Origin of the sequence: Sphingomonas silueang, from assembly GCF_040049155.1 — a bacterium.
GTDB lineage: Bacteria > Pseudomonadota > Alphaproteobacteria > Sphingomonadales > Sphingomonadaceae > Sphingomonas > Sphingomonas silueang.
The window spans coordinates 211,413-237,653 of sequence record NZ_JBDZDK010000004.1 but is presented as its reverse complement, the minus strand read 5'-3'; the positions used below and the strand labels follow the sequence as shown (position 1 = coordinate 237,653).

The following is a 26,241-nucleotide window of genomic DNA, read 5'->3' as shown; positions in this document are numbered from 1 at the left end:
GAACGTTGCGGCTTTTCGACCAGCGCCCTACTACGGATCGATGATGCTCGAATCGCTTGACGGGTTCGATCCGCACGACGCGGTGGACCGGATGCTGACGCTGCTGCGATCGGCACCCGAGGACCAGTTCTCGGCGCTGACGGTCATCACCCGCGAATTGCTGGGGATGCCGATCGCCGCGATCACGATCGCGCAGGGCGACACCATGTGGCCGCGCGCGGCGAGCGGCACCGACGTCGGCGAGATGCCGCGCGACCAGTGGGTCTGCAACGAGGTGGTGACGGGCGACCGGCCGGTGACCGTCGCCAATTGCGAACTGGACCGGCGCTTCGCCCATCTCGGCTTCGTGACCGACGGGGGCCTGCGCTTCTATGCCGGGGTGCCGCTGCACGCGACCGATCCGCAGACCGGCGTCCGCCATGCCATCGGCGCGCTGTGCGTCGGCGACACCCGCCCGCGCACGCTGGAACCGGCCAAGCAGGAGGCGTTGCAGGCGCTGGCCGGGCTGACCGAGGCGGTGATCGCCACCCATATCTCCGCCGGGGTCGCGATCGACGTGGCGGAGATCGCCAACCGCCAGGCGCGCGAACTGGCGCGGCAGGACCGGCTGTTCCGCCATGCCGAACGCATGGCGATGATCGGGTCGTGGCGCCTCGGCCTGCCCGACAACGACGTCCACTGGTCGAGCGGGGTACGCCGCATCCACGAACTGCCCGAGGACGCCACGCTGCCGCTCGATGCGGCGCTGGGCTTCTATCCGCCGCACGCCCGCGCGGTGGTCAGCGCGACGCTCGAACGCGCGGTCGCGGCGGGCGGCACCTTCGATTTCGAGGTGGATTTCGTCACCGCCACCGGGCGCAACCGCCGCGTGCGCTCGATCGGCGAGGCGGAAACCGACGGCGACGGCACCGTGATCGCGCTGACCGGCGTGTTCCAGGACGTGACCGACCGCCACCTGCTGGAACAGCAGCTGCGCCGCTCGGCCTCGACCGATCCGATGACCGGGATCGCCAACCGCGCGGCGTTCGATGCCGAGCTGGAACGCGCGATCGGCCGGGCGGTGGACGACGACGGGCATTGCGTGCTGGTGCTGATCGACCTCGATCATTTCAAGGCGGTCAACGACACCCACGGCCATCTGGCGGGCGACGACGTGCTGCGCGCGGTCGCCGAGCGGCTGCGCGGCCCCCGGTTCGCCGATGCCTTTGCCGCGCGGCTGGGCGGCGACGAATTCGCGCTGATCCTGCGCACCCGTGCCGATTGCGAAGATGCCGACGCGCTGGTCGCGGCGCTGGCCGCCGATCTGGCGCAGCCCGCGCCGAGCGACGGGCGGATGCTGCCGATGTCGGCGACGCTCGGCTATGCGGCGGTCGCGGGCGAGATCGCATCCTCGCGCGAACTGCTCCACGCCGCCGACGAGGCGCTCTACACCGCCAAGCGCCGCCGTCGCGGATCGGCGGAACGCCATGGCGAGCGGCGACGAATCGAGGAATAGGGGCGGCGTCGCCTCTCCCCGGTCGGGGGTGGGTCGGCTTGGGGCGGGCGGGACGTTCCTGCGCAGGCCGACCCCCCCCAGCTCCTCCCTTGTCCAGGATTCCGCTGCCAAAGTCCTTTTCCGTACCCCCGCGCAGGCGGGGGTCCAGGGTCTTGCCCATCGACGGTCGCCCGCCGAGGTAGCGTACCCCCGCGCAGGCGGGGGTCCAGGAGCTACGGACGCAAGCCGTTGTTTTACTCGGCTCTGGACCCCCGCCTGCGCGGGGGTACGGCAGGATCAAGGGTTGACCTTAAATTTTCGCAGAGAAATCCCTGGCCAGGGAGGGCAGAGGAAACCTCGATTTCCATTCGCCCCCGCGCTCCCTATCTAGCCACCATGTCCCGCGCCCGCGTCCTCCTGCTCAATGCCGCACTCGGGCCGCTCGACTACCGGGTGCCGCACGGCATGGCGGTCGAGCCGGGATCGATCGTCACCGCGCCGCTGGGGCCCCGCCAGTTGCTGGGCGTCGTGTGGGATGCCGAACGCCTCGCGACCGAGGAGGTCGGCGACAATCGCCTGCGCCCGTTGCTGGCGGTGGCCGACGCGGCCCCGATCGCCGCGCCGCTCCGGCGGCTGGTCGAATGGACCGCAGGCTATTATCTCGCCGCCCCGGCATCGGTGCTGCGCATGTGCCTCGCCTCCACCTCGGCGCTGGAGGGGGCGAAGCTCGCGGTCGAATATCGCGCGACCGGGCATGTGCCCGAGCGGATGACTCCCAAGCGGCAACAGGCGCTGGAGCGGATCGGCGAGCGGCGCGGGCTGGTGCGCGAACTGGCGGCGATCGCCGACGTGTCCGACGCGGTGATCCGGGGGCTGGTGAAGGAAGGCGCGATCGAGGCGGTGTCGGTCGACATCGACCAGCCCTATCCCGAACCCGATCCCGACCATGGCACGCCCGCCCTGTCCGCCGATCAGGCGGCGGCGGCGGACACCCTGCGCGATGCGGTGCGCGCGGGTGCATTCCACCCCTTCCTGCTCGACGGCGTCACCGGATCGGGCAAGACCGAGGTGTATTTCGAGGGCGTGGCCGAGGCGATCCGGCAGGGGCGGCAGGTGCTGGTGCTGCTGCCCGAGATCGCGCTGACCGAACCGTTCCTCAAGCGCTTCACCGCCCGCTTCGGCTGTGAACCGGTGCCGTGGCACAGCGACCTGCGCTCGACGCAGCGCAGGCGTGCGTGGCGCGCGATCGCGAGCGGCCAGGCGAAGGTGGTGGTGGGTGCCCGGTCCGCGCTGTTCCTGCCCTATGCGAACCTCGGCCTGATCGTCGTGGACGAGGCGCACGAGACGAGCTTCAAGCAGGAGGAAGGCGTCCATTATCACGCGCGCGACGTCAGCGTGATGCGCGGCCTGTTCGAGAAATGTCCGGTGATCCTCGCCAGCGCAACCCCGGCGATCGAGACGCGGCAGCAGGTGGCGCAGGGCCGCTATACCGAACTGAAGCTGCCCGGCCGCTACGGCAAGGCGCAACTGCCGACGATCTTGCCCGTAGACCTGATCGAACAGCCGCCCGAGCGCGGGCGCTGGATCGCGGCCCCGCTGGTCAGGGCGATCGACGAGACGCTGGCTCGCCGCGAACAGGCGCTGCTGTTCCTCAACCGGCGCGGCTATGCGCCGCTCACCCTGTGCCGGTCGTGCGGGCATCGCTTCCAATGCCCCAACTGCACCGCATGGATGGTGGAGCATCGCCTGATCCACCGGCTGTCGTGCCATCACTGCGGCCATGTGATCCCCACCCCGCGCGCCTGCCCCGAATGCAAGGCGGAGGACAGCCTCGTCGCCTGCGGCCCCGGCGTGGAGCGGATCGCCGACGAGGCGGCGGCGCTGTGGCCGACCGCGAAGATCGCCATCGTCACCTCCGACACCATCTGGTCCCCGGCCAAGGCGGCGGAGTTCGTCGGTCGCATGGAGGCGGGCGACATCGACATCGTCGTCGGCACGCAGCTGGTGACGAAGGGCTATCACTTCCCCAACCTGACCTGCGTCGGCGTGATCGACGCCGACCTCGGGTTGCAGGGCGGGGATCTCCGCGCCGCCGAGCGGACCTTCCAGCAGATCGCACAGGTCGCCGGGCGGGCCGGGCGCGGGTCCAAGCCCGGCCATGTCTATATCCAGACGACCCAGCCGAACGCGGCGGTGATGCAGGCGCTGGTCTCGGGCGATGCCGACAGCTTCTACGCCGCCGAGACGGAGGCGCGCGCCGAGGCACAGGTGCCGCCGTTCGGGCGCTATGCCGCGATCATCGTGTCGTCGGAGGACAAGGCCGCGGCGGAGGCGACCGCCCGCGCGATCGGCCGCGCGCAGCCGCAGGTGGAAGGGATGCACGTCTACGGCCCCGCCCCCGCCCCGCTGGCGATGCTGCGCGGGCGGCACCGCTTCCGCCTGCTGGTGCATGCGACGCGCGCGCTGGACGTGCAGGACGTGATCCGCGACTGGCTGGCGGGCGTGGAATGGGGAACCAAGGTGCGTGTCGCGGTGGACGTGGACCCGTACAACTTCCTCTGATCGCGCCGGCACCGGCTTGCCGGGGGCATCCTCCGCCGCCTAGCCTCCACCCGGTCACGGAACGGGGGTATCCAGATGATTCGCAAGCTGCTGGCGGTATTGGTCGCCGCCATGCCGGTGTCGGCCCATGCCGCATGGCATGAGGCACGCTCCAATCATTTCATCGTCTATTCCGACGACGATGCCGCCGATGTCGCGCGCTTCGCCGAACGGCTCGAACGGTTCGACCGGGTGCTGCGCTTCCTGACCAAGGTGCCGAACACGCCGATCGCGCCCGCCAACCGCGTCACCGTCTATGTCACCGGCGACACCAGCAGCATCGCGCGCCTGTCGGGATCGAGCAACGTCGCGGGCTTCTACATCCCGCGCGCGGGCGGATCGGTCGCCTTCGTGCCGAAGCGTACCGGCGAGGGGATCGACGGCGAGGAGGTGCTGTTCCACGAATATACCCATCACTTCATGCTGTCGAACTGGTCCGACACCGCGTTCCCGGCTTGGTATGTCGAGGGGTTCGCCGAATTCTTCGCGACCACGCGGATGCGCGCCGACGGCACGATCGAGATCGCGCGCCCGCCGATGTATCGCATCGGGTCCTTCGCCAACGGCCTGCCGGTGTCGGCGCGGGAACTGCTGACGAGCGCACCGTCGAAGATCGACGCGCAAGGGCTGTACGCGGGCGGCTGGCTGCTGACCCATATGCTGCTGCTCGACCCGGCGCGGCGCGGACAGCTCGACCGGTTCATGGGTGCGATGGCGGCGGGCACCCCGGCGGAGCAGGCCGCGACCCAGGCGCTGGGCGACCTGCGCCAGCTCGACCGCGACATGGGGCGCTACGTCCGCACGGGCCTGCGCTATTCGATCCTGCCCGCAAGCGCGATCCCGCCCGCCAAGGTAGAGGTCCGCGCGCTGACCCCGGCGGAGGCGGCGACGATGGCGGTGCGCATCCGCTCGAAACGCGGCGTCGACCGTGCCGCGGCGCTGGCGCTGCTGCCCGCCGCGCGGCGCGCCGCCGCGCCCTATCCGAACGATCCCGCCGCGCAGGTGGTGCTGGCGGAGGCGGAATATGACGCGGGCAATTATGCCGCCGCCGAAGGGGCCGCGCGCCGCGCCGTCGCCGCCGATCCGAAATCGGTCGACGGCCATGTCTATATCGGCATGGCGCAGATGGCGCAGGCCCGCGCCGCCAGGGACACCGACCCCGAACACTGGCGCGCGATCCGGCGCTCGTTCATCGCCGCCAACAAGCTGGAGAACGACGATCCCGAACCGCTGATGCTGTTCTACCAGAGCTATCTGGACAACGGCCAGACCCCGAACGCCAATGCCCGCGACGCCCTGCTGCGCGCGCACACGCTGGGGCCGCAGGACCGGGGCCTGCGGATGCAGGCGGCGCGGGTGCTGCTGGAAACCGATCGCGCGGCCGATGCGCGCCGGGTGCTGGGGCCGGTCGCCTATGCCCCCCACGGCGGGCCGAGCGCGATCTTCGCCGCCGACCTGATCGCCGCGATCGACGGCGGGGGCACCAAAGCGGCGTTGCAGCGCTGGGACGCCAGCAGCAAGGAACAGCGCGGCGAGGACGGCGACGCGGGCTGATCCCCGGCCGTGCCGCCCTTGCGCGGCGCGCCGCTTTGCACGAAAGCGCTGCGGTCCTGACGGGGGATGACGATGGTTCGACTGGTGATCGCATGTCTGCTGGCGACGCTGGCGCTGACCCGGCCCGCCCGCGCCGACGATGTGTCGGCGGCGGCGCGCGGGGTGGTGCGCGTGCTCGCCATCGCCACGGTCGACGGCGAGATGGTCGACATCGAGCACGGCACCGGCTTCGCGGTCGCCCCCAACCGCATCGTCACCAACGCCCATGTCGTCGAACTGCTGGAGCGCTATCCGGGCGAGGCGGTGCTGGCGATCGTGCCGTCGGAGGGGGATCGATCGTACGAGGGCCGGTTGCTGCGCGTCGATACCGCGCGCGACCTGGCGCTGATCGAGGTGCGCGAGGTGCGGCTGCCGCCGCTCACCCTCTATACCGGAGCATTGGGCGAGGGCGATCCGTCGATCGCGCTCGGCTATCCCGGCAACGTCGATCTGGCGACCGCGCGCTCGGCGGACGATTTCGTCAAGCCGACCGCGCCGGTGCGCTCGCAGGGGGTGCTGTCGGGCAACCGCACGTTGGAGGGGACGGCGGTGCTGGTCCACACCGCCAGCATCGCGCGCGGCAATTCCGGCGGGCCGCTGCTCGACCGGTGCGGGCGGGTGCTCGGCGTCAATTCGGCGCTGACCCGCGGCGAGGAGGGCGACGCCAGCTTCGCCTTCGCCATCGCCGACCAGGAACTCGCCGCCTTCCTGCGCGAGGCGGGGCAGCCGGTCGCCACCGTCACCGCGCCGTGCGTGACCCTGGCGGACGCCGACGCCCGCGACCGCGCCGATGCCGAGCGCCAGTCGGTCGAGGACCGCGAGCGCGCCCGCGCCGCCGCCGAGCGCGCGCGCGAGGACCGGCTGACCGCGATCGAGACGGCACGCGCCGAGAATGCCGAGCGGCGCGAGAACATGATGGCCGTCGCCGCATTGCTGCTGGCGCTGTCGGTACTGTCGGTCGGCGGGGCGGGGTTGCTCGCGAGCCGAAGCGACCCGCGCCGCGCGAAATGGGCGGGCGCGGCGGGCGGCGTGTTCTTCGTCGGCGCGGTCGCGGTGTTCGTGCTGCGCCCGGACTTCGACGCATCGGCGGTCAAGGCGGGCGACGCCGCCACCGCCGCGACCCGCGTGACCCCGTTGTCGGGCGCGCTCGAATGCACGCTGGTGCCCGAGCGCAGCCGCATCATCCTGTCCCCGGTCGAGACGGTCCGCTTCGACTGGCAGGCCAACGGCTGCATGAACCGGCGCACCCAATATGCGGAAAGCCCGGGCGGCGGCTGGGAACGCATCCTCGTTCCGTCGGAGGATGCGACGGTATCGGTGCTGCGCTTCGATCCCTTGAGCGGCAGCTATACCAACACCCGCTACCTGCTCTCCGCCGACGCGATGGAGCGCGCGCGGTCGCTGCGCGGGCAGGTGCAGCAGAAGGCGTGCGAGGACGGCACCGGCGCGCGCGCCGCGCTGGCGACGCAACAATCGGCGATTCGCAGCGCGCTGCCGCCCCAGGCCAACGAACGGCTGGTCTATCGCTGTACGAAGGCGGGGTGAGCGCGCGATAGAGGGGATCGACCTTCAACGATCGGGTGCCGTTCGTCATCGGCGAAGCCGTTATTTCCGTCACCCCGGACCTGTTGCGGGGTGACGATAGAAACCCGGATGTCGATCGGGGCTATTGCTGATCCCACTCCTCTCCGCGCCGGTGCCGTTCCTGCGCGCGGAACAGGTCCAGCGTCCGCGCACGCGCCAGCGCCGCGCTTTCGGCGTGATAGTCCTTGCGCCGGTCCGAGTTGAAGCCATGGCCCGCGTCATAGACGTGGATCGTCGCATGTTCGGGCGGGTTCCTCGCCAGCGCCTCGACCTTCGCGATCGGGATGCCCGCATCCTGCCGCCCGAAATGGGCGATCGTCGGCACGCGCGGCACATCGGCGCTGTCGGGGATCAGCCGACCATAATAGGCCGATACCGCCGCGATCCCGTCGACCCGCGCCGCCGCCGCCCATGCGACCGATCCGCCGTAGCAATAGCCGACGACATACACCGGCGACACGCCCTGCAACCATTCGACGCAGGTCGCGACATCGGCGACCGACTGGTCGAACGGATGAATCTCGCGCGACAGGGCGATCGCACGGTCGAGGTCCGGCCCGTCATAGTCCGCGACGAATCCGGGATGCTCGCGATCGAACAGCGCGGGCGCGAGGACGAGATAGCCGTTCCTCGCAAAGCCGTTCGCCACGTCGCGGATATGGTCGGTCAGGCCGAAGATCTCCTGCACCACCACGATGCCGCCGCGCGGAATCCGTCCCGGCTCGGCGCGGTACACGTCGATCTCCGCCCCGTCGGCCATCGCTATCCGCAGCATCTCGCCCATCGTCCGCCCCCGTCATGTCCCGTTCAGCTTGGCGGGCTACGACCGAAGGCGCACGGGGTTCCGCAAAGCTTGCGAAATCGTGACACCGATGCTAGCGGCCCCTCGACCCATCGGGGGCGCACGGGCCGATTCAGACGACGCGACATCTGTCGCGACGCGGAAACGGGGGAGTGCCGCCCCCTTTCATGCATGGGACGTAAGTGTTGACCCCTGACAAGGACGCGCGCGTGGAGACATCCAGCGGAATGACCGGCAACCCAGGCGGCGCCGCCACCACGATTCAGGCGAGTCTCAGCGGCCGTTACGCCACCGCGCTGTTCGGTCTGGCGCAGGATCAGGGCCGGTCGTCGGCGGTCGAATCGAGCCTGAAGACGCTGCAGGAGGCGATCGCCGAATCGGACGATCTGTCGGCGCTGATCAAAAGCCCGCTGATCGGCCGCGACGAGGCCGCGCGTACGCTGTCGGCGCTGGTGCCGGTGCTGGGCCTGGACCCGATCACCGCCAATTTCCTCGGCGTGCTGGCGCAGAACCGGCGCCTGGGCGACCTGCCCGCGATCATCCGCGCGTTCCGCGAGCTTGCCGCGCGCAGCCGTGGCGAGACGAACGCCGAAGTCACCTCCGCCCATCCGCTCGACGACGCGCAGGTCGAGGCGCTGCGCCAGCAGCTGCGCTCGCGCGTCGGCCGCGAGGTCGCGATCGACCTGAAGGTGGACCCCTCGCTTCTCGGCGGGCTGATCGTGAAGATCGGCAGCCAGATGATCGACAGCTCGATCAAGACCCGACTGAACACGCTCGCGCACGCGATGAAAGGCTGAACATGGATATCCGCGCCGCAGAAATCTCGAAGGTCATTCGCGACCAGATCGCCAATTTCGGCACCGAAGCGCAGGTTTCGGAAGTCGGCCAGGTGCTGTCGGTCGGTGACGGCATCGCCCGCATCCACGGGCTCGACAACGTCCAGGCGGGCGAGATGGTCGAGTTCGGCGGCGGCATCCAGGGCATGGCGCTCAACCTCGAAGCCGACAATGTCGGTGTCGTGATCTTCGGGTCGGACTCATCGATCCGCGAGGGCGACACCGTCAAGCGCACTGGCACCATCGTCGACGTTCCCGTCGGCAAGGGCCTGCTCGGCCGCGTCGTGGACGGTCTGGGCAACCCGATCGACGGCAAGGGCCCGATCGTCAGCGAACAGCGCGCCCGCGTGGACGTGAAGGCACCGGGCATCATCCCGCGCCAGTCGGTCAGCGAGCCGATGCAGTCGGGCCTGAAGGCGATCGACGCACTGGTGCCGGTCGGCCGCGGCCAGCGCGAACTCATCATCGGCGACCGCCAGACCGGCAAGTCGGCGGTGGCGATCGACACCTTCATCAACCAGAAGACGGCCAACGCCGGCTCGGATGAATCGAAGAAGCTGTACTGCGTCTATGTCGCGGTCGGCCAGAAGCGTTCGACCGTCGCGCAGCTGGTGCGCACGCTCGAAGAGAATGGCGCGATGGAATATTCCATCGTCATCGCCGCGACCGCTTCGGACCCCGCCCCGCTCCAGTATCTGGCGCCCTATACCGGCACCGCGATGGGCGAGTATTTCCGCGACAACGGCATGCACGCGCTGATCGTGTTCGACGATCTGTCGAAGCAGGCGGTGGCCTATCGCCAGATGTCGCTGCTGCTGCGCCGTCCGCCGGGCCGCGAAGCCTATCCGGGCGACGTATTCTATCTCCACAGCCGCCTGCTGGAGCGCGCCGCCAAGATGTCGGACGCCAATGGTGGTGGCTCGCTGACCGCGCTCCCGATCATCGAGACGCAGGCGGGCGACGTGTCGGCCTATATCCCGACCAACGTGATCTCGATCACCGACGGGCAGATCTTCCTCGAAACCGACCTGTTCTTTGCCGGCATCCGCCCGGCGATCAACGTCGGCCTCTCGGTCAGCCGCGTCGGCTCCGCCGCGCAGACCAAGGCGATGAAGAAGGTCGCAGGCTCGATCAAGCTGGAGCTGGCGCAGTACCGCGAGATGGCGGCGTTCGCGCAGTTCGGCTCGGACCTCGACGCCTCGACCCAGAAGCTGCTGAACCGCGGCGCGCGCCTCACCGAGCTGCTCAAGCAGGCGCAGTTCTCGCCGATGCCGTTCGAGGAGCAGGTCGCGTCGATCTTCGCCGGGACGCAGGGCTATCTCGACAAGGTGCCGGTCAGCGACGTCACCCGCTACGAGCAGGCGATGCTGTCGGACCTGCGCGCCAACCATTCGGGCGTACTGGCCAAGATCCGCGACACCAAGGATCTGGGCGACGAGGCGAAGTCGGGGCTGAAGGCCGCGCTCGACCAGTTCGCGAAGACCTTCGCGTAACCGCAAAGCCCTCTTCCCTTCAGGGGAGAGGGTTGGGAGAGGGGAAGAGCGGGACCGTCGTTGCGACAAGCCCCTCTCCCCGACCCTCTCCCCCACGGGGGAGAGGGAGTAGGGAAGACAGATGGCAAGCCTCAAGGCTCTCAAACTGCGGATCAACTCGGTCAAGTCGACCCAGAAGATCACCAAGGCGATGAAGATGGTCGCCGCCGCCAAGCTGCGCCGCGCGCAGGAAGCGGCCGAGGCCGGTCGCCCCTATGCCACCCGCGTCGAGCAGGTCGTCGCCAGCCTCGCGAGCAGCGCGCAGATCACCGAGGGCAGCTCGCCGCTGCTGGCCGGGACCGGCCGGGATCAGGTGCACCTGTTCGTCGTCGCGACGTCGGACAAGGGGCTGGCGGGTGCGTTCAACTCGAACATCGCGCGCCTCGCCCGCCGCCGTGCGCTGGAGCTGCAGGCCGAGGGCAAGACCGTCAGGTTCCTGACGATCGGCCGCAAGGGCCGCGCGGTGCTGGCGCGCCAGTTCCGCGACGGCTTCATCCATGCGGTCGAGCCGGGCGATCTGGGCAAGCTGACCTTCGCCGATGCGAAAGGGTACGCCGACGACCTCATCCGCCGCTACGAGGCGGGCGAGTTCGACGTCGCGCACCTGTTCTATGCCACGTTCAAGACGGTGCTGACGCAGGAGCCGACCGAGCAGCAGCTGATCCCGGTCAAGATTCCGTCGGCGACCGCCGCGCCAGCCGCCGACGCCGTGGTCGAGTACGAGCCCGGCGAGGAAGCGATCCTCGACAGCCTGTTGCCGACCAATATCGCGGTGCAGATCTACCGCGCGATGAAGGAAAACGCCGCGTCGGAGCAGGGCTCGAAGATGACGGCGATGGACAATGCCACGCGCAACGCGGGCGACCTCATCAACCGCCTGACCATCGAATACAACCGCACCCGCCAGGCGGCGATCACGACCGAACTGGTCGAGATCATCTCGGGCGCCGAGGCCCTGTGACGAAGCACGCCGTCCTCATGGCGCTCGCCGCCATGCTGGCCGGCTGCGGTCAGCACTCGGGCGAGGCCGACCAGCCGCGCCCGACGCCGACCCCGCTCATCACCGGCGGCTGGGCGACGGTGTTCGGCGATGCGCCGAAGACGGTCGAGCTGCTGAACAACACCGGCTTCCGCCTGTCGCCCTATGCGCCTGCCGGGACCGGTACTGTCGCCAGGGCACAGCCGACGCCGATGGCCGATCCGTCGGTCACGCCGGTCAACATGGCGAACCTGACCGTCACCGGCGATGCGCAGCGGATCGACAAGCTCGTCTTCACGCTCGACATCGTGAACCTCGGCAGCAGCCCGTTCGCCAAGGAACAGTTCGCCCGCTGGGTCGACCGGCCGCTGGCGAGCATGAACCTGCCGGGTCGCGACGAAGTGAAGCGCGGCATCCTGACGGAAAGCCCGGCCAAGGGCAGCCTGCCCGGTGCCGAATACCAGACCACCCGTGAAAAGATCGACGGCGGTCGCCGTCTGGTCGTAACCTTTACCCGCCCCGCGCAGGCGGGCAGCAGCAGCGAACCGAGGAAGCAGTGATGGCAACCGCCGCAGACACCTACGCGCCCCAGGGCAGCACCAACAACACCGGCCGGATCGCGCAGGTCATCGGCGCGGTCGTCGACGTCGCGTTCGACGGCGAACTGCCCGCGATCCTGTCGGCGCTCGAAACCGACAACAACGGCAACCGCCTCGTGCTCGAAGTCGCGCAGCATCTGGGCGAGAACACCGTCCGCACGATCGCGATGGACGCGACCGAGGGCCTGACCCGCGGTCAGGCGGTGCGCGACACCGGATCGCAGATCCGCGTGCCGGTCGGCCCCAAGACGCTCGGCCGCATCCTGAACGTCGTCGGCGAGCCGATCGACGAGCGCGGGCCGGTCGGCGCGGAAACCACCGCCCCGATCCACGCATCGGCCCCGCTGTTCGTCGACCAGTCGACCGAGAGCGCGATCCTCGTCACCGGCATCAAGGTCATCGACCTGCTCGCCCCCTATGCGAAGGGCGGCAAGATCGGCCTGTTCGGCGGCGCTGGCGTCGGCAAGACCGTGCTGATCCAGGAACTCATCAACAACATCGCCAAGGGGCACGGCGGCACGTCGGTGTTCGCGGGCGTGGGTGAGCGCACCCGCGAGGGCAACGACCTGTACCACGAATTCCTCGACGCGGGCGTCATCGCCAAGGATGCCGAGGGCAATCCGACGAGCGAGGGGTCGAAGGTCGCGCTGGTATACGGCCAGATGAACGAGCCGCCGGGCGCGCGTGCCCGCGTCGCGCTCTCGGGCCTGACGATCGCCGAATATTTCCGCGACGTGGAAGGGCAGGACGTGCTGTTCTTCGTCGACAACATCTTCCGCTTCACCCAGGCGGGTTCGGAAGTGTCGGCGCTGCTCGGCCGCATCCCCAGCGCCGTGGGCTATCAGCCGACGCTGTCGACCGACATGGGCGCGCTGCAGGAGCGCATCACCTCGACCAACAAGGGCTCGATCACCTCGGTGCAGGCGATCTACGTCCCTGCCGACGATCTTACCGATCCGGCCCCGGCGACCTCGTTCGCGCACTTGGACGCGACGACCGTGCTCAACCGCGCGATTTCGGAACTGGGCATCTATCCGGCGGTCGATCCGCTCGATTCGACCAGCCGCGTGCTCGAGCCGCGCACCGTCGGCCAGGAGCATTACGACACCGCGCGCGCGGTGCAGTCGCTGCTCCAGCGCTACAAGTCGCTCCAGGACATCATCGCCATCCTCGGCATGGACGAGCTGAGCGAAGAGGACAAGGTCACGGTCGCCCGCGCCCGCAAGATCCAGAAGTTCCTCAGCCAGCCGTTCCACGTCGCCGAGGTCTTCACCGGCATCAGCGGCAAGTTCGTCGCGCTGGAAGACACGGTGAAGTCGTTCAAGGCGGTGGTCGAGGGCGAATACGACCATCTGCCCGAAAGCGCCTTCTACATGGTCGGCGGCATCGACGAAGCCGTCGCCAAGGCGCAGAAGATGGCGCAGGACGCCTGATGTCATCCCCCTCTCCCCGTTTGCGGGGAGAGGGTCGGGGAGAGGGGCAGTCGGAACCTCTGGCCCGAACCCCCCTCTCCCCTGCCCTCTCCCCCTCAAGGGGAGAGGGAGTGAGGTTTTGAAATGCTCCACTTTGAACTCGTGACCCCCGAAAAGCTGGTGCGCTCGGAATCGGTCTACATGGTCACCGTGCCGGGTACCGAGGGCGACTTCGGCGTGCTGGCGGGCCATGCGCCGTTCATGTCGACGATCCGCGACGGCGACCTGCTGATCCAGCGCACCGAAAAGGGCGAGGCCGAGCGCATCACCATCCGCGGCGGCTTCGCCGAGGTGACGCCCAAGGGCCTGACGGTATTGGCCGAACAGGCGGGCTGATCCCGCCGTTGCCGACGCAACGCGATGCGCCGCGGCGTGCCCCACCGGGTGCGGCGCGGCGTTTGCATGTCCGGGTCCGTACGTGGTGGTTAGGCAAATGCTAAGCCTTACTGCCTAGCCTCGTCCCCGTATCGATGGGGATGGCGCGTGAACGGATTCGGGCGGCGGAGCGGAATGGGCGGCACGGGCGGCGGACGCCCCGCCTTCGGGGTGGCGCGGCCGATGCACGCCCCCACCCCGGCCCGCGCCGCCGACCTCGACGCCGCGCAGTTCCCGCCGGTGTCCGCCAGCCTCCACGAACCCATGCCCGGCGAGACCGCCGCGCCGCCGAGCCAGGGCGACGCGATGCAGCGCCTCGCCGACCGGCAGGCCGCATCGGGCGAGGCGGGCAACAGCCGGGTCGAGGGGTTCGAGACCTCGATCCACCGCATCAAGGAACAGGTGCTGCCGCGCCTGCTCGAACGGGTCGATCCCGAAGCCGCATCGACGCTGGGCAAGGACGAGCTGGCCGAGGAATTCCGCCCGATCGTCGGCGAGGTGCTGGCGGAGCTGAAGCTGACGCTCAACCGGCGCGAACAGTTCGCGCTGGAAAAGGTGCTGGTCGACGAACTGCTGGGCCTGGGACCGCTGGAGGAACTGCTCGCCGATCCGGCGGTCAGCGACATCATGGTCAACGGCCCCGAACAGACCTTCGTCGAGCGCAAGGGCAAGCTGGAACTCGCCAACATCGCCTTTCGTGACGAAGAGCATCTGTTCCAGATCGCGCAGCGCATCTGCAATTCGGTCGGCAGGCGGGTCGACCAGACCACGCCGCTGGCCGACGCCCGGCTGAAGGACGGCAGCCGCGTCAACGTGATCGTGCCGCCCCTGAGCCTGAAGGGCACCGCGATCTCGATCCGCAAATTCTCGGCCAAGCCGATCACCATCGACATGATGGCAGGCTTCGGGTCGATGAGCACCGAGATGGCGACCTGCCTGAAGGTCGCGGGCGCGTGCCGGTTCAACATCGTGATCTCCGGCGGCACGGGTTCGGGCAAGACGACGATGCTGAACGCGCTGTCCAAGATGATCGACCCCGGCGAACGGGTGCTGACGATCGAGGACGCCGCCGAACTGCGCCTGCAACAGCCGCACTGGCTGCCGCTAGAAACCCGCCCCGCCAACCTCGAGGGGCAGGGCGAGATCACCATCCGCGATCTGGTGAAGAACGCGCTGCGCATGCGGCCCGACCGGATCATCCTCGGCGAAATCCGTGGCTCCGAATGTTTCGACCTGCTGGCGGCGATGAACACCGGCCACGACGGGTCGATGGCGACGCTCCACTCCAACTCCCCGCGCGAATGCCTCGCGCGCATGGAGAACATGGTGATGATGTCGGATATCAAGGTGCCCAAGGAGGCGATCAGCCGCCAGATCGCCGACTCGGTCGACCTCATCATCCAGGTGAAGCGCCTGCGCGACGGCAGCCGCCGCGTGACCAACATCACCGAGGTGATCGGGATGGAAGGCCCGGTGATCGTGACGCAGGAGCTGTTCAGGTTCGAGTATCTCGACGAGAGCGCCGACGGCAAGATCATCGGCGAATACCGCTCGATGGGCCTGCGCCCGTACACGCTGGACAAGGCCAAGCAGTTCGGGTTCGATCAGGCGCTGCTCGAAGCCTGCCTGTAGCGGCTCCGCGCCTGCCGCCCTACATTGCGCGGGTGATCGCCCGAATCCTCCTCGCGCTGCTGCTGCTCGCCGCCGCGCCCGCTGCCTCCGCCCAGCCTCGTCTCGCTGCCGATGCGGAGACGCGCTGGGTGCCCTTCACCCTGACCGCCGCCAACCACCTGCGCTTCCGCGCCGAGGTCGACGGGGTGGCGGCCGAGGCGTTGCTCGATACCGGGCTGAACCATTCGGCAGTCAGCCGCGATTTCGCGAAGAAGGCGAAGCTGACCCTCGACGCCAAGGGACCGGCGCAGGGCGTGGCGCTGGGCGGCGCGGTCAGCGTCGAATGGGCGCCGACGCGCAGCATCGCCTTCGGTGCGCTCCGCCGCGACGGGGGCAAGGTGGCAGTGCTCGACCTGCCGAAACTGCTCGCGGGGGCGACCGGCAACGTCGACATGCTGGTGGGTACCGACCTGATCGCGGCGCACGCGCTCGACATCGATTTCGCCAACCGCCGTTTCCGCCTGCTGCCGAGCGGACGGATGCCGTTCACGGCCACGCGCGTGCCGCTGTCGGTACAGCCGAACAGCGGCCTGTATCTGACGCAGGTGACGCTGAACGGCAGGCGCATCCGCCCGATGCTGCTGGACACCGGCGACGGCGGCGCGGTGAGCGTCGCGCAGGCACAGTGGCGCGCGGCGAAGCCGGTGGTGAAGGGCTTGACCTCGACCATCGCCTTCGGCGCGGGCGGGGTGGTCGATGCCGGACTGGCCGTCACCGATGCGGTGACGCTCGGCGGGCTGAAGACCGGGCCGATCGAGGTGCGGATCGAGGGCGACGGCGGCTTCACCAGACAGGTGGGTGTCGCGGGGCGGATCGGCACCGGGTTGCTGCAACGCTACCGCGTGCTGCTCGATCCCAGGGCCGGGCAGATGCTGTTGCAGGCGGGCGAAACCCCGCCCCCGCCCGCGCGATCGACCAGCGGGCTGCTGCTCGGCTATGATCGCGCGCGGCTGAGAGTGCTGCACGTCATGGCGGGCGGTCCGGCGGCGAAGGCGGGGTGGAAGGCCGACGACCTGATCTGCGCGGTCGACGGCAAGCCGGTGGCGCTGACGCCGGAGGGCGGGGTCGATGTCCGATGGGGCACCGATGCGCCGGGCCGCGTGGTGGCGCTCACCATGTGCGACGGGACCGAGCGCAAGCTGACGCTGGCGCGCTTCTACTGACCTACCAGAACACCGACAGCGGATAGAGCGCGATCAGCCAGACGAGGCAGGCCAGCACGACCGGCCGCCGCCGCCATGCGAGGATCGCCAGCAGGCTGACCGGAAAGAACGACCAGGTGACGACCGCGGTCCGCCACGTCAGCGGGAGCATCCCGAACAGCCCGATCGTCGCCGCCAGCAACGCGACGTTGCACAGCGCGACGCCGACCAGCACCTTGCGGCCATGCTTCACGAAATGCGCGTCGAGGTCGCCCCATTCCTCCGGCTCGCCGGGGAAGATCAGCGACGTCGACACGTAATACACCCCGGTGATCACGAAGCCGCAGAACAGCACCGGCCAGGTGACGGGCAGCACGTTGCGCAGCGTCCAGCCGTACATCCAGAACGTCACCACATCGCACGATACGAAGATGCCGAGCAGTGCGGTGGGATAGCCGATCCGCACCTTGTGGCTCGCCTTGATCGCGCGCGACAGCCCGCCCAGCCCCTCGGCCAGCGCCAGCCCGAGCAGCAGCCCGAACAGCGAGAACATGAAATTGAACCCGTCCACGCGGCGCTGCCCCCCCTTGCTCGTCCGCCACCCCTGCCGGACGGCGCGCATTGTAGCGCATCGGTGCGGCGCGGGAAGGCACGACACCAACGCGCCCCCGTTCGTCCCGAGCGAAGTCGAGGGACGTGCCGCGCGCTACGCATGGTGTCTCGACTGCGCTCGACACGAACGGTGAAAGGCGCGCTACCGCGTGGTCAGCGCCATCGCGACCGCGAACACCATGCCCAGCACCGCCGCAAGCTGCACCGTGGTCCATTGCACCCAGCCGACCCGGTCGGGATCGCGCCGCCGCGACCGGCGATGTTCGGCCAGTACCGCCACTGCAAAGACCGTCGCGCATGCCGCCGCGATGGTCCATAGGATGGGTCGTTGCTCGTCCACGTCCGCCTTCCCTGCCCGGAGACACGCCCCATGCGCCGAACCGCCCTTGTCCTGCCAGCGCTTTGTGCCGCCGCACTCGCCGCCCCCGCGATCCTCGGCGCGGTACAGGCCCCCGCCGGACCGGTCGCCGCCGCCGTCGCCTCGCCCAGGCGCACCCCGGCCAACGTCGCGCGCGACCGCTATCGCCATCCCGTCGAGACCCTCGCCTTCTTCGGGGTGAAACCGACCGACACGGTGGTCGAGATCTGGCCGGGCGGCGGCTGGTACACCGAGATCCTCGCGCCCATGCTGGCGGCGAAGGGCGTCTATTACGCCGCCGCGCCGCTGCCGCGCGGGGCCGAGCCGATCGAGAAGCTGAAAGCGCGCGATCCGGCGTTCGGCAGGATCCGCCTCGCCGCCTTTCCCGCCGCCGACGGCCAGCCGGTCGTGCCCGCAGGCACCGCCGACAAGGTGCTGACCTTCCGCAACGTCCACAACTGGCGCTTCGGTGGCGCGGACCGGGCGCAGGCGGCGTTCGACGCGATGTTCGCGATGCTGAAACCCGGCGGCACGCTCGGCGTGGTCGAACACCGCCTGCCCGAGAGCCGCGACGCGGCGGCGGAGGAGAAATCGGGCTATATGAAGGAAAGCTCGGTCATCGCCTTCGCGACCAGGGCCGGGTTCCGGCTGGCCGGGCGGTCGCAGGTGAATGCGAACCCGAAGGACACCGCCGACTGGCCCGAGGGCGTCTGGACCCTGCCGCCGACCTACCGGCTGAAGGATGTCGACCGCGCGAAATATGCCGCGATCGGCGAGAGCGACCGGATGACGCTGAAGTTCGTCAAGCCGCGCTGATGTCGCCGGGCGTCGCGCGGACTGCCCCCGCGCGACACCCGCTTTCCTCAGCCGAGCTTGTCGACCTTGTCCTGCAACCGCGCGAGTTCGGCGCGCAGCGCGGCCATCTCGTCGTTCTTGCTCGCGGGCGCCGGTGCGGGCGTATCGGTCGCCGTGCCTGCGCCGGGCTGGAACGCCTGCGCCGCCGCCTCGAACATCGCGAGGTTGCGCTTGGCGATCTCGGCGAAGGGGGAATGGGCGAAGGCCCCCTCGACCGCCGACTTGAACTGTTCCTGGTTGCGGCGGAAGCTGTCCATCGACGCCTCCAGATACCCCGGCACCATCGCCTGCATCGAATCACCGTACAGCGTGATGAGCTGGCGCAGGAAGCTGACCGGCAGCAGCGTCTGGCCGCGGCTTTCCTCTTCCATGATGATCTGCGTCAGGACATTGTGGGTGATGTCGTCGTCGGTCTTGGCATCCACCACCTTGAAGTCGCGATGCTCGCGCGTCATCTGCGCCAGATGCTCCAGCGTGATGTAGGACGACGTCTCGGTGTTGTAGAGCCGGCGGTTGGCGTATTTCTTGATGATGACGGGGCTGCCGTCGGCCGCTGTCTTCTTCATGCGAAGTCCTTGCGCGAAAGAGTTATATGACCGGTACACCGCTTGATACCGCGCCGCAACACGGGCCGCGCCCCCTGCCGCTGTTTCTGGCGATGTTGCGCAGCGAGACCGCAGCGGACCCCGATCGGCGCGCCGCCGCGCTGCGGGGTCTGCGTGCCTATCAGGACGCGCCGCGCCCGCCGCGCCCCGCGCCGATGCCGGTCGTCGCGCGGGACGGGCGCATCTGCCTGCGCGACTATGGCGGCACCGGGCGGGCGGTCGTCGTGATCCCCTCGCTCATCAACCCGCCGTTCGTGCTCGACCTCGCGCCCGACAATTCGCTGCTGCGCTGGCTGTCGGCGCAGGGGCTGCGGGTGCTGCTGATCGACTGGGGCAGCCCGGCGCCGGGCGACCGGGACATGGACCTTGGCGACCATGCGCAGGCGGCGGCGCGGCTGATCGCCTCGCTCGACGCGCCGCCGCTGCTGGTCGGCTATTGCCTCGGCGGGACGATCGCGCTGGCGGCGGCGGCGTTCGTGGCGGTGGCAGGCATCGCGCTGATCGCGACGCCGTGGCACTTCGCAGGGTTCGGCGATCCCGCGCGTGCCGCCATCGCCGACCTGTGGACCGCCGCCGAGCCGACCGCGCGCCATCTGGGGCTGGTGCCGATGGAGGTGTTGCAGAGCGGCTTCTGGCAGCTCGACCCGGCGCGCACCGTCGACAAGTTCGCCGCCTTCGCCGATCTCGCGCCGGGCAGCGCGGCGGCGGCGGCGTTCGTCGCGCTGGAGGACTGGGCGAACCAGGGCGCCCCGCTGCCCTATGCCGCCGGGCGCGAGCTGTTCGACGACCTGTTCGATGCCGATCTGCCGGGGCGCGGACGCTGGCAGGTGGCGGGGCGGACGATCGACCCCCGCCCCGCCGTGCCGATGGTCGAGTTCGTGGCGGAGCGCGACCGCATCGTGCCCGCCGAGAGCGCGATCGGCCTCCGCGACCGGCGGATCGTCGCGGCGGGGCATGTCGGGATGATCGTCGGACGGCGGGGGCGGCCGTTGCTGTGGCAGCCGCTTGGCGACTGGCTAAGCGCGCAATCGTACACTAAATAGCCGCCGATACCCTTCAGGAGAGGATTGCCGAATGTCCGAAGCCGTCATCGTCGCCGCCAAGCGTACCCCCGTGGGCAGTTTTCTGGGTGCCTTCGCCGCCGTTCCCGCCCATGAACTGGGTCGTCAGGCGATCAGCGCGGCGCTGGAACAGGCGGGCGTCGCGCCGGAAGACGTGTCGGAGGTGATCCTCGGCCAGGTGCTGACCGCGGGCCATGGCCAGAACCCGGCGCGCCAGGCGTCGATGGCGGCGGGCGTGCCCAAGGAAGTGCCCGCATGGGGGCTGAACCAGGTGTGCGGTTCGGGGCTGCGCGCGGTCGCGCTGGCGGCGCAGGCGATCCAGACCGGCGACGCGACCATCGTCGTCGCGGGCGGGCAGGAGAGCATGTCGCTCGCCGCCCATGCCGTACAGATGCGCGCCGGTACCAAGATGGGCGATGCGGGCCTCGTCGACACGATGATCAAGGACGGCCTGACCGACGTCTTCAACGGCTATCACATGGGCATCACCGCCGAGAACCTCGCCAGCCAGTATGCACTGACCCGCGGCGAGCAGGACGAATTCGCCGTGCGCTCGCAGAACCGCGCCGAGGCCGCCCGCAGCGAGGGCCGCTTCGTCGAGGAGATCGCACCGGTCACGATCAAGGGCCGCAAGGGCGACACCGTGGTCGACCAGGACGAATATATCCGCGCGGGCGCGACGATCGACGGCGTGTCGGGCCTGCGCCCGGCGTTCAGGAAGGACGGCACCGTGACCGCCGCCAACGCATCGGGCCTGAACGACGGTGCCGCCGCGCTGGTCGTGATGTCGGCGGACGAGGCCGCGAAGCGCGGGCTGGAGCCGCTGGCGACGATCAGGAGCTGGGCGACCGCCGGGGTCGATCCCTCGATCATGGGCATCGGCCCGGTGCCCGCATCGCGCCGCGCGCTGGAGAAGGCGGGCTGGAGCGTCGACGACCTCGATCTGGTCGAGGCGAACGAGGCGTTCGCCGCACAGGCGCTGGCGGTGGGCAAGGACATGGGCTGGGGCGCGGACAAGGTGAACGTCAACGGCGGCGCGATCGCGATCGGCCATCCGATCGGCGCATCGGGCGCGCGGGTGCTCACCACGCTGCTCTACGAGATGAAGCGCCGCGACGCGAAGAAGGGGCTGGCCACGCTGTGCATCGGCGGCGGCATGGGCATCGCCATGTGCGTCGAACGCTGACGCACGATCCCGTAACGGAATGTTTCCGTGCAACAATATTATAACGACGTAGCATTGTGAAACCATCGGCGTCGGCGCACCATTAAGGATGTTACGTCCATGTGACATTCATGTCACATTCAGGTAGCGAAACCTTTTCGGTCCGCCGACGCATCTTGCCAGCCCGGCCATAGCGATATTTTCTATGCCCAATCCGGTGCATCGACACCGGGCAAAACGGGGCAAAGAATGAATATCAACCGCTTTCTGGCGGCGACCGCGCTCGTCAGCGTGGCGTCGCTGCCGCATGTCGCCTTTGCGCAGTCGCGCGAACTTCCCTCCGAAATCAACAAGCAGGAATGCTCGACCGAAGAGCGTAACGCCGACGGCACCTGCCCCTCGCCCGCGACCGGCGGCGAGGACGGCGAAGCCATCGTCGTCACCGGTTCGCGCCTCGCGCGTCCGAACCTCGACACCACCGCACCGGTGACGTCGGTTTCGTCCGAGGAACTGTTCGATACCGCGAACCTGTCGCTCGGCGACGAGATCAGCCGCCTGCCGCAGTTCCGCTCGACCACGACCCAGGCGAACTCGACGCAGTTCATCGGCACCGCAGGCATCAACACGCTCGACCTGCGCGGCCTCGGCGGCTCGCGCACCCTGGTGGTGGTCAACGGGCGTCGCCACGTCACCTCGTCGCCGGGCGCCTATACGGTCGACACCAACACCATCCCCAACGCGTTGCTCGACAAGGTCGAGGTGCTGACCGGCGGTTCGTCGGCGGTCTACGGGTCGGACGCGATCACCGGCGTGGTCAACTTCGTGCTCAAGCGCGACTTCGAGGGCGTGGACCTGCGCGTGCAGGGCGGCGTCACCGACCGCGGCGATCGCGGGTCGCAGACGGTCAATCTGGTCGCGGGCAAGAACTTCTTCGACAACCGGCTGAACGTCGCGGTCGCGCTGGAATATGCGCACCAGGAAACGTTGCTGATGTCCGATCGCAACGACCAGACCGGCGCCTTCACCGGCGCGCCCGGCTTCTACACGACGCAGGCGACCAGCCGCCTGGTCAACGGCGTGCTGGTCAACGAACCGGCGGCGGGTGACGGCATCCCCGACACCACCTTCATCGGCGTCAACGGCGGTCCCTACCCCGGCGGCACGGTGATCGGCGGCAGCCGCTTCGGCTCGATCTCGCTCGGCGGCACCGTCGCGACGAGCTGCATCGCGCTGACCAGCACGAACCAGACCAATCCGCTGGTCCTCGCGCGGCGGAACGCGGTCTGCACCGGCGGGCGCAGCCCGACGTCGGGCCTCGAACTGTCCGACAACTATGTGTTCCTCGCGGACGGCACGCTGGTCCGGGACCGCCCGACCACCGACCTGCGCCCCACCGGCGGCGGCCGTTTCGGCGGCCTGACCGCGACCGGGCTCGAAGGCGCGATGCTGCTGCCGGGTCTCGACCGCTATGCCGCGAACCTGCTGCTGAACTACGAAGCGTCGTCGGCCTTCAAGCCGTTCTTTGAGGGCAAGTACGTCCGCATCACCGCGAACCAGACCTCGACCCAGCCGACCTTCGTGGCGGGGACGCTGACGCCGACCTTCACGCTCGACAACCCGTTCCTGTCGGCACAGGCGCGCAGCACGCTGCAGACGATCCTCGGCACCACCTCCAACACCGCTTCCTTCACCATGCAGCGGTTCAACAACGACCTCGGCACCCGCGCCGAGAACCACCAGCGCGAAACCTATCGCTTCGTCGGCGGCTTCCGCGGCGACCTGTCGTCGACCGGCAACGTGCGGTACGAGATCGCGGGCAACTATGGCCGCACCTCGACCTATTACGAAACCGGCGGCAACGTGCTGATCTCGCGGTTCAACGCGGCCAAGGATGCGGTGCGCAACACCGCCGGGCAGATCGTCTGCCGCGTGAACGCCGACGCCAGCGCCGCGAACGACATGCCGGGCTGCGTGCCGATCAACCTGTTCGGCGAAGGCAATATCTCGCAGGCGGCGCGCGATTACGTGCTGTTCACCTCGTCGCGCAAGCAGTGGGCGGAACAGATCAACGCGGTCGGCTATATCTCCGGCGACAGCTCGGGCTTCTTCAAGCTGCCCGGCGGCGCGATCAGCGCGTCGATCGGTGCGGAATATCGCCGCGAGGACGCCTATTCGGCGTTCGATCCGATCACCCAGTCGGGCCAGACCTTCCTGAACAGCGCGGCGACCTTCGATCCGCCCGCGGTGGACCTGTACGAAGGCTTCGGCGAAATCCGCATCCCGCTGCTGTCGGACATCACGCTGCTCCAGGAACTGTCGATCGAGGGCGCCGGGCGCTTCTCGAAGTACAGCACCTCGGACAAGGGCGTGTGGGCCTATAACTACGGCGGCATCTGGTCGCCGGTGCGCGGCCTGCGCATCCGCGGCAGCTATGCCCGCTCGGTCCGTCAGCCGAACCTCGGCGAACTGTACCAGACCCGCGCGCAGACCTTCGCCAACGGCTTCGTCGATCCGTGCAGCCAGGGCAACCCGATCACGTCCAACCCCAACCGCGCCCGCAACTGCGCGGCGGCGGGCGTGCCGACCACGCTCACCTATGTCGACGATGCGGGCGTCAGCCGCACCGTGCCGTGGGTCAACACCCTGCCGTCGGGCCTGTCGGGCTTCAACCAGGGCAACCTCAACCTCGAGCCCGAAATCGGCAAGAGCCTGACCGTCGGCGCAGTGTTCGAGCCGCGCTTCCTGCCGGGCTTCTCGCTGACCGTCGACTATTACAACATCAAGGTGGAGAACGTGATCTCGGGCCTGTCGGGCCAGGGCATCATCGATCGCTGCTATGACGATCCGGTCAGCATCAACAACCCGTTCTGCTCGGCGGTCTTCCGTCGCAGCGCACCGGGCACGATCGGCGACTATACCTTCGCGGGCCAGAACGGCCGCAACCTCGACGGCGTCGCCGCCGCCAACTCGCTGCTCCCGGTCGTCGGCCCGGGCTTCCTCAACCAGCCGTTCAACTATGCGCTGCTCAAGACCTCGGGCATCGACGTCGCGGTCGGCTATCGCCGCGCCATCGGCGAGTTCAACATCTCGACCCGCCTGCTGGTGAGCTGGCTGCAGAAGCGCGAATCCTACCTGTTCATCAACGAACCGTCGCGTTCGACCCGTCTGCACGGGACGCTGGGCGATCCGGAGTGGCAGGCGAACTTCAGCTTCGATGCCCGCTATCGCAACTTCGACTTCGGCTACGACGTCCGCTTCCTCGACCGGCAGACGATCGGCGCGTGGGAGACGCAGTTCTCGTGGCAGGGGCGCCAGCCGACCAACGCGGATCTCTATCCGTTCAAGTGGTATCCGAGCACCTTCTACCACAACATCCAGCTCGGCGTCCGTGCGAACGATCAGTTCCGGCTGTTCTTCGGCATCGACAACATCCTCGACACGCTTCCGCCCTACGGCCTGACCGGCACGGGTTCGGGCAGCGCGATCTACCCGGTCGACGGTCGCTCCTTCTATGCGGGCGCGCGGATCACCTTCTGATCCGGCGATCGATCGTCCTGTGGGGGGTGGCCATCGGCCGCCCCCCTTTTTGTGCGCGGCAGGTGCTGGACGCGGTGCCCGCCTTGCGCGATGGAACGGCCATGTCGATCCAGAACCCCGATGACGGCGCGAGGCCGGGCGATGCCGCCGCGCAGATGACGGCCATGGGTGCCGCCGCCCGTACCGCTGCCCGTGCGCTCGCCACCATCCCGACCGTCACCAAGTCCGCCGCGCTGCGCCGGGCCGCGACGGCGATCCGCGCCGATGCCGAAGCCATCCTTTCCGCCAATGCGCAGGACGTTGCGGCAGCGCAGGCGAACGGCCTGTCGGGCGCGATGCTCGACCGGCTGCGGCTCGATCCCGCGCGGCTGGAGGCGACGGCGGCGGGCGTCGAGGCGGTGGCGGCGCTGACCGATCCGGTGGGTGCGGTGATCGACCGCAGCGAACGGCCCAACGGGCTGGTGCTGGAGCGGGTGCGCGTGCCGATCGGCGTGATCGGCATCATCTACGAAAGCCGTCCCAACGTCACGGCGGATGCGGGCGCGCTGGCGGTGATGGCGGGCAACGCCGCGATCCTGCGTGGCGGGAGCGAGGCGATCCGCAGCAATCGCGCGATCCATGCCGCGCTCGACCGCGGCCTGCGCGCGGGCGGCCTCCCCGCGGGCGCGGTACAGCTGGTCCAGACCACCGATCGCGCGGCGGTGGGGGCGATGCTGGCAGCGGACGGGCTGATCGACCTGATCGTGCCGCGCGGCGGCAAGAGCCTCGTCGCGCGGGTGCAGGCGGAGGCACGGGTGCCCGTGCTGGCGCATCTCGACGGGCTCAACCACAGCTATGTCGATCGTGCCGCCGATCCGGCGATGGCACAGGCGATCGTGGTCAACGCCAAGCTGCGCCGCACCGGCGTATGCGGCGCGACCGAGACGCTGCTGATCGACCGCGCCTATGCCGATCCGCTGCCGATCCTGACCGGGCTGATCGCCGCGGGCTGCGAGCTGCGCGGCGATGCCGAGGTGCGGGCGATGCATCCCGACATCCTCGAGGCGAACGACGACGACTGGGACACCGAATATCTCGACGCGATCCTGGCGGTGAAACTGGTCGACGGGGTGGACGCAGCGATCGCGCATATCGCCGCCCATGGTTCGCATCACACCGACGCGATCGTCACCGGCGACGCCGCCACGGCGGAGAAGTTTCTCGCCGAGGTCGATTCGGCGATCGTGATGTGGAACGCCTCCACCCAGTTCGCCGACGGCGGCGAGTTCGGGCTGGGCGCGGAGATCGGCATCGCCACCGGACGGCTGCATGCCCGCGGGCCGGTGGCGCTGGAGGGGCTGACGACCTACAAGTGGATCGTGCGGGGGACCGGGCAGACCCGGCCTTGA

Annotated in this window: 21 protein-coding genes; 17 read left to right on the top strand and 4 right to left on the bottom strand. The window is 69.2% G+C overall.

The window, feature by feature from the left end; all coding sequences use genetic code 11:
- The first annotated feature begins 43 nt into the window (after positions 1–43).
- The 4 genes from ABLE43_RS06530 to ABLE43_RS06515 all read left to right on the top strand — a co-directional run bounded on the left by ABLE43_RS06530 (position 44) and on the right by ABLE43_RS06515 (position 7,213).
- A complete protein-coding gene (locus ABLE43_RS06530) occupies positions 44–1,495 on the top strand; it encodes a sensor domain-containing diguanylate cyclase (RefSeq protein WP_348977665.1) in 1,452 nt (483 codons plus the stop codon).
- A gap of 375 nt (positions 1,496–1,870) precedes the next feature.
- Complete coding sequence (locus ABLE43_RS06525) at positions 1,871–4,036, top strand: primosomal protein N' (RefSeq protein ID WP_348977664.1); 2,166 nt, start codon at positions 1,871–1,873, stop codon at positions 4,034–4,036.
- 75 nt (positions 4,037–4,111) lie between these two features.
- On the top strand, positions 4,112–5,629 hold the full coding sequence (locus ABLE43_RS06520) for a hypothetical protein (RefSeq protein WP_348977663.1): 1,518 nt from the start codon (positions 4,112–4,114) through the stop codon (positions 5,627–5,629).
- Positions 5,630–5,701: 72 nt separating this feature from the next.
- Positions 5,702–7,213 (top strand): trypsin-like peptidase domain-containing protein, encoded by a 1,512-nt coding sequence (locus ABLE43_RS06515; protein ID WP_348977662.1) that lies wholly within the window; start codon positions 5,702–5,704, stop codon positions 7,211–7,213.
- Between the two features lie 121 nt (positions 7,214–7,334).
- Here ABLE43_RS06515 and ABLE43_RS06510 read toward each other — a convergent pair whose 3' ends face one another.
- Complete coding sequence (locus ABLE43_RS06510; protein ID WP_348977661.1) at positions 7,335–8,036, bottom strand: dienelactone hydrolase family protein; 702 nt, start codon at positions 8,034–8,036, stop codon at positions 7,335–7,337.
- Between the two features lie 245 nt (positions 8,037–8,281).
- Here ABLE43_RS06510 and ABLE43_RS06505 point away from each other — a divergent pair, with 245 nt between their 5' ends.
- The 8 genes from ABLE43_RS06505 (at position 8,282) to ABLE43_RS06470 (ending at position 16,681) form a co-directional block, all read left to right on the top strand.
- Positions 8,282–8,851: a F0F1 ATP synthase subunit delta gene (locus tag ABLE43_RS06505; protein ID WP_348977660.1), complete on the top strand. Its 570-nt coding sequence runs from the start codon at positions 8,282–8,284 to the stop codon at positions 8,849–8,851.
- A gap of 2 nt (positions 8,852–8,853) precedes the next feature.
- Positions 8,854–10,383 carry a F0F1 ATP synthase subunit alpha gene (gene atpA, locus ABLE43_RS06500; protein WP_348977659.1) on the top strand — a complete coding sequence of 510 codons (1,530 nt, stop codon included), beginning with the start codon at positions 8,854–8,856 and terminating at the stop codon, positions 10,381–10,383.
- A gap of 121 nt (positions 10,384–10,504) precedes the next feature.
- Positions 10,505–11,383 (top strand): F0F1 ATP synthase subunit gamma, encoded by an 879-nt coding sequence (locus ABLE43_RS06495; protein ID WP_348977658.1) that lies wholly within the window; start codon positions 10,505–10,507, stop codon positions 11,381–11,383.
- Positions 11,380–11,961 (top strand): hypothetical protein, encoded by a 582-nt coding sequence (locus ABLE43_RS06490; protein ID WP_348977657.1) that lies wholly within the window; start codon positions 11,380–11,382, stop codon positions 11,959–11,961. The genes ABLE43_RS06495 and ABLE43_RS06490 overlap by 4 nt, the downstream gene beginning before the upstream one ends.
- On the top strand, positions 11,961–13,433 hold the full coding sequence (atpD, locus tag ABLE43_RS06485; protein WP_348977656.1) for a F0F1 ATP synthase subunit beta: 1,473 nt from the start codon (positions 11,961–11,963) through the stop codon (positions 13,431–13,433). Before ABLE43_RS06490 ends, atpD begins: the two co-directional genes overlap by 1 nt.
- Before the next feature lie 123 nt (positions 13,434–13,556).
- Positions 13,557–13,808, top strand: a complete 252-nt coding sequence (locus tag ABLE43_RS06480) for an ATP synthase F1 subunit epsilon (protein ID WP_348977655.1) — start codon at positions 13,557–13,559, stop codon at positions 13,806–13,808.
- A gap of 174 nt (positions 13,809–13,982) precedes the next feature.
- Positions 13,983–15,479 carry a TadA family conjugal transfer-associated ATPase gene (locus tag ABLE43_RS06475; RefSeq protein WP_348977705.1) on the top strand — a complete coding sequence of 499 codons (1,497 nt, stop codon included), beginning with the start codon at positions 13,983–13,985 and terminating at the stop codon, positions 15,477–15,479.
- A 32-nt stretch (positions 15,480–15,511) separates the two neighbouring features.
- Positions 15,512–16,681, top strand: coding sequence for an aspartyl protease family protein (locus ABLE43_RS06470; protein ID WP_348977654.1), 1,170 nt, complete (start codon positions 15,512–15,514; stop codon positions 16,679–16,681).
- A 1-nt stretch (position 16,682) separates the two neighbouring features.
- On the opposite strand, the gene ABLE43_RS06465 is transcribed toward ABLE43_RS06470, so the two are convergent.
- Entirely contained in the window at positions 16,683–17,282 is a 600-nt protein-coding gene (locus ABLE43_RS06465) for a hypothetical protein (protein WP_348977653.1), read from the bottom strand.
- Between the two features lie 132 nt (positions 17,283–17,414).
- Positions 17,415–17,612, bottom strand: a complete 198-nt coding sequence (locus ABLE43_RS06460; RefSeq protein WP_348977652.1) for a hypothetical protein — start codon at positions 17,610–17,612, stop codon at positions 17,415–17,417.
- A gap of 30 nt (positions 17,613–17,642) precedes the next feature.
- On the opposite strand from ABLE43_RS06460, the gene ABLE43_RS06455 reads away from it, so the two are divergent.
- Positions 17,643–18,446: a class I SAM-dependent methyltransferase gene (locus tag ABLE43_RS06455; protein ID WP_348977651.1), complete on the top strand. Its 804-nt coding sequence runs from the start codon at positions 17,643–17,645 to the stop codon at positions 18,444–18,446.
- Between the two features lie 47 nt (positions 18,447–18,493).
- Here ABLE43_RS06455 and phaR read toward each other — a convergent pair whose 3' ends face one another.
- Positions 18,494–19,051 (bottom strand): polyhydroxyalkanoate synthesis repressor PhaR, encoded by a 558-nt coding sequence (gene phaR / locus ABLE43_RS06450; RefSeq protein ID WP_348977650.1) that lies wholly within the window; start codon positions 19,049–19,051, stop codon positions 18,494–18,496.
- Positions 19,052–19,077: 26 nt separating this feature from the next.
- Here phaR and ABLE43_RS06445 point away from each other — a divergent pair, with 26 nt between their 5' ends.
- The 4 genes from ABLE43_RS06445 (at position 19,078) to ABLE43_RS06430 (ending at position 26,241) form a co-directional block, all read left to right on the top strand.
- The gene (locus tag ABLE43_RS06445) at positions 19,078–20,133 is read left to right on the top strand and encodes an alpha/beta fold hydrolase (protein WP_348977649.1); all 1,056 of its coding nucleotides are present in this window, start codon (positions 19,078–19,080) and stop codon (positions 20,131–20,133) included.
- 31 nt (positions 20,134–20,164) lie between these two features.
- Positions 20,165–21,337 (top strand): acetyl-CoA C-acetyltransferase, encoded by a 1,173-nt coding sequence (locus tag ABLE43_RS06440; RefSeq protein WP_348977648.1) that lies wholly within the window; start codon positions 20,165–20,167, stop codon positions 21,335–21,337.
- Positions 21,338–21,565: 228 nt separating this feature from the next.
- Positions 21,566–24,853, top strand: coding sequence for a TonB-dependent receptor domain-containing protein (locus tag ABLE43_RS06435; RefSeq protein WP_348977647.1), 3,288 nt, complete (start codon positions 21,566–21,568; stop codon positions 24,851–24,853).
- 101 nt (positions 24,854–24,954) lie between these two features.
- Positions 24,955–26,241 (top strand): glutamate-5-semialdehyde dehydrogenase, encoded by a 1,287-nt coding sequence (locus tag ABLE43_RS06430; RefSeq protein ID WP_348977646.1) that lies wholly within the window; start codon positions 24,955–24,957, stop codon positions 26,239–26,241.

Excerpts from the sequence above, each read along its gene's own strand:
- ABLE43_RS06530 (WP_348977665.1), top strand. The coding sequence starts at position 44 with ATGCTCGAATCGCTTGACGGGTTCGATCCGCACGACGCGGTGGACCGG.
- ABLE43_RS06525 (WP_348977664.1), top strand. The coding sequence starts at position 1,871 with ATGTCCCGCGCCCGCGTCCTCCTGCTCAATGCCGCACTCGGGCCGCTC.
- ABLE43_RS06520 (WP_348977663.1), top strand. The coding sequence starts at position 4,112 with ATGATTCGCAAGCTGCTGGCGGTATTGGTCGCCGCCATGCCGGTGTCG.
- ABLE43_RS06515 (WP_348977662.1), top strand. The coding sequence starts at position 5,702 with ATGGTTCGACTGGTGATCGCATGTCTGCTGGCGACGCTGGCGCTGACC.
- ABLE43_RS06510 (WP_348977661.1), bottom strand. The coding sequence starts at position 8,036 with ATGGGCGAGATGCTGCGGATAGCGATGGCCGACGGGGCGGAGATCGAC.
- ABLE43_RS06505 (WP_348977660.1), top strand. The coding sequence starts at position 8,282 with ATGACCGGCAACCCAGGCGGCGCCGCCACCACGATTCAGGCGAGTCTC.
- atpA (WP_348977659.1), top strand. The coding sequence starts at position 8,854 with ATGGATATCCGCGCCGCAGAAATCTCGAAGGTCATTCGCGACCAGATC.
- ABLE43_RS06495 (WP_348977658.1), top strand. The coding sequence starts at position 10,505 with ATGGCAAGCCTCAAGGCTCTCAAACTGCGGATCAACTCGGTCAAGTCG.
- atpD (WP_348977656.1), top strand. The coding sequence starts at position 11,961 with ATGGCAACCGCCGCAGACACCTACGCGCCCCAGGGCAGCACCAACAAC.
- ABLE43_RS06480 (WP_348977655.1), top strand. The coding sequence starts at position 13,557 with ATGCTCCACTTTGAACTCGTGACCCCCGAAAAGCTGGTGCGCTCGGAA.
- ABLE43_RS06475 (WP_348977705.1), top strand. The coding sequence starts at position 13,983 with ATGGGCGGCACGGGCGGCGGACGCCCCGCCTTCGGGGTGGCGCGGCCG.
- ABLE43_RS06465 (WP_348977653.1), bottom strand. The coding sequence starts at position 17,282 with ATGCGCGCCGTCCGGCAGGGGTGGCGGACGAGCAAGGGGGGGCAGCGC.
- ABLE43_RS06455 (WP_348977651.1), top strand. The coding sequence starts at position 17,643 with ATGCGCCGAACCGCCCTTGTCCTGCCAGCGCTTTGTGCCGCCGCACTC.
- phaR (WP_348977650.1), bottom strand. The coding sequence starts at position 19,051 with ATGAAGAAGACAGCGGCCGACGGCAGCCCCGTCATCATCAAGAAATAC.
- ABLE43_RS06445 (WP_348977649.1), top strand. The coding sequence starts at position 19,078 with ATGACCGGTACACCGCTTGATACCGCGCCGCAACACGGGCCGCGCCCC.
- ABLE43_RS06440 (WP_348977648.1), top strand. The coding sequence starts at position 20,165 with ATGTCCGAAGCCGTCATCGTCGCCGCCAAGCGTACCCCCGTGGGCAGT.
- ABLE43_RS06435 (WP_348977647.1), top strand. The coding sequence starts at position 21,566 with ATGAATATCAACCGCTTTCTGGCGGCGACCGCGCTCGTCAGCGTGGCG.
- ABLE43_RS06430 (WP_348977646.1), top strand. The coding sequence starts at position 24,955 with ATGTCGATCCAGAACCCCGATGACGGCGCGAGGCCGGGCGATGCCGCC.